Source organism: Bradyrhizobium sp. 33ap4, from assembly GCF_032654765.1.
GTDB classification, from domain to species: Bacteria; Pseudomonadota; Alphaproteobacteria; order Rhizobiales; family Xanthobacteraceae; genus Bradyrhizobium; species Bradyrhizobium australafricanum.
This window is the reverse complement of record NZ_JAUMTJ010000164.1, coordinates 1-1,859: the sequence shown is the minus strand read 5'-3', so window position 1 is coordinate 1,859 and position 1,859 is coordinate 1. Positions and strand designations below refer to the sequence as shown.

Annotated in this window: 1 protein-coding gene; it reads right to left on the bottom strand. The window is 61.0% G+C overall.

The window, feature by feature from the left end; translation table 11 throughout:
• Nucleotides 1–30: 30 nt before the first annotated feature.
• Nucleotides 31–813: a transporter substrate-binding domain-containing protein gene (locus tag Q2M23_RS43515; RefSeq protein ID WP_316399505.1), complete on the bottom strand. Its 783-nt coding sequence runs from the start codon at nt 811–813 to the stop codon at nt 31–33.
• Nucleotides 814–1,859: the final 1,046 nt, after the last annotated feature.

Below are 1,859 nucleotides of genomic sequence, written 5' to 3'. Positions count from 1 at the left end.
CAAGCGGTCTTAGGAAGACAACTATAACACTCAACTCCTTGGCTCACAGAACGACATGGCTACGATCCGACTTGCGGAGAGGCCGCCTTGGATGTCCGGAAACGTTCGAAACGAAAGCCGCTGACGAGCGAGGTAGTCGGTCGTCGCGGAGTTCGCGACCGCGCCGACGCGCACGGAACGCAGGTCGTTGAAGCCGTGAACGGCGCCCTCGAGCCCTCTGCGCGTAAGGGTGGAGGTGATACCGGCGGTGAACACCGCAATCGCGATCACGGAAGCGATCATCCATCCCATTGCCACGATCCTGCCGGGGAGTGTTGTCGGCGCATTCTGAGCGGCTCCGGCTTGCGTCATGGCGATGGTCGACCACCAGAAGCTGGAGCCGAGTCCCTTGGCGCCGCCACCGAAGTGCTCCGTTTTGCGCCGTTCCAGCATCCAGATCAGGAATCCGACCGCCATTGCGAAACCAAGCAGCACCGCGACGGCCTGGAAGAATCCGAAAGAGAGAAGCGCCCGCCCGATCGCGACCCAGGGGTTTTCGTTGACCGGTACCGCAACGCCGAGCCCGGTGTTGTAGAACGGCTGCGTAAAATCGACTTTGCGCGCACGCTCGGCAGTCACTGTAACCGCCGCGACGCCAACATCGAATCTGCCGTTTGCGACGCCGTCCAGCAAATCCGGCACGCTCTGGGTTTCGACCAGGCGAAAACGTAGGTGTGCCTGATCGGCGATCCTTTTCCAGAGCGCGATGCTCATACCGCTCCAACTCCCATCCGGCTGCTTGATGGCAAATGGAGGGGCCTGCTTGGTCGCCACGACTAATTCCCTGTCAGGGGCCGCGGCAGCTTGGGCGTGAAGGGCGCCGCAGCCGAACGCGGCCACCGCCAGCGCCAGGATGCATAACCAGACCGGTCGAATCGACGTCCGCTTGCGTTGCGAGATTGGATCTCCCCGCCTGGCGCGGTGGGCAGCCATCTCACACGACACCTCCCCCAAGTGGCGGTCGTGCAGAGCTGACGGGAAAGCCTCGAATGAACTCATTGCTCACCTCGATGCATACCGGGATTGCCGGCCGGAGCTTCGCTACTCTCTTGGCAGCATTCGTCACACGCCTGTCCGTCAAAACAAAGGCGAAGGAGTCTTCGGCCATGTCCGGAGGGCTAACTAACCTCAGGTTGAATTTCACAACGCAGACGCTCGATTGTCGACGTTGCGGGTGACGGCATCGCTTCTCTAGATTCAACAAAATCGCAAGCATCGGCATGAGCTGCGAGGCAGCGACAAATGACACCATAACGCTCAGGATACCAGAGTTTCGGCACCATCGAGGCGTTCGCGAAGACACCTGATGGCGTGCGCATGGTCTTTACGAAGAATGGAGCCCGGTTGGATGCTGAAGCCTCGCTTGCGGTTTTGGCAGTGGGTTGGGTCGCAGACACGAAGCGGCTGAACGTCGCGGTTGAGCCTACCCCACCTACAGAGGGATCTTGGCCCGGGCTGCGGTGATGGCGGCAGCACAGCTCGGCTTGAGCATAGGCTGGCAAGCGCACCGGTTCGAGAATGTATCGCCTGCGACCCGCCAGTCGGGAGAGGTCGGGGAGCGTCGGTGACCTTCACGGTCGCCCGTCGCAAGGGAGATTTCCGCAAATCTCGGCAAGTATCGAGACGTTCGAACGGCCCACGGACACGGGCAAGCCGTCCCGACCAGTAAGCCGATCCTGGTCAACCCACAGCACTGAAAACCACCCAATCCCTGCAGTCGGGCAGCCCCCCGCGACGGGCAGAACGGCTAGGTGGTGTGGACTCTAAGGATTCCCTTTTGAGAGCAAATCAGATTCAAGGCTTCTTTTTGGGAGGCGGCC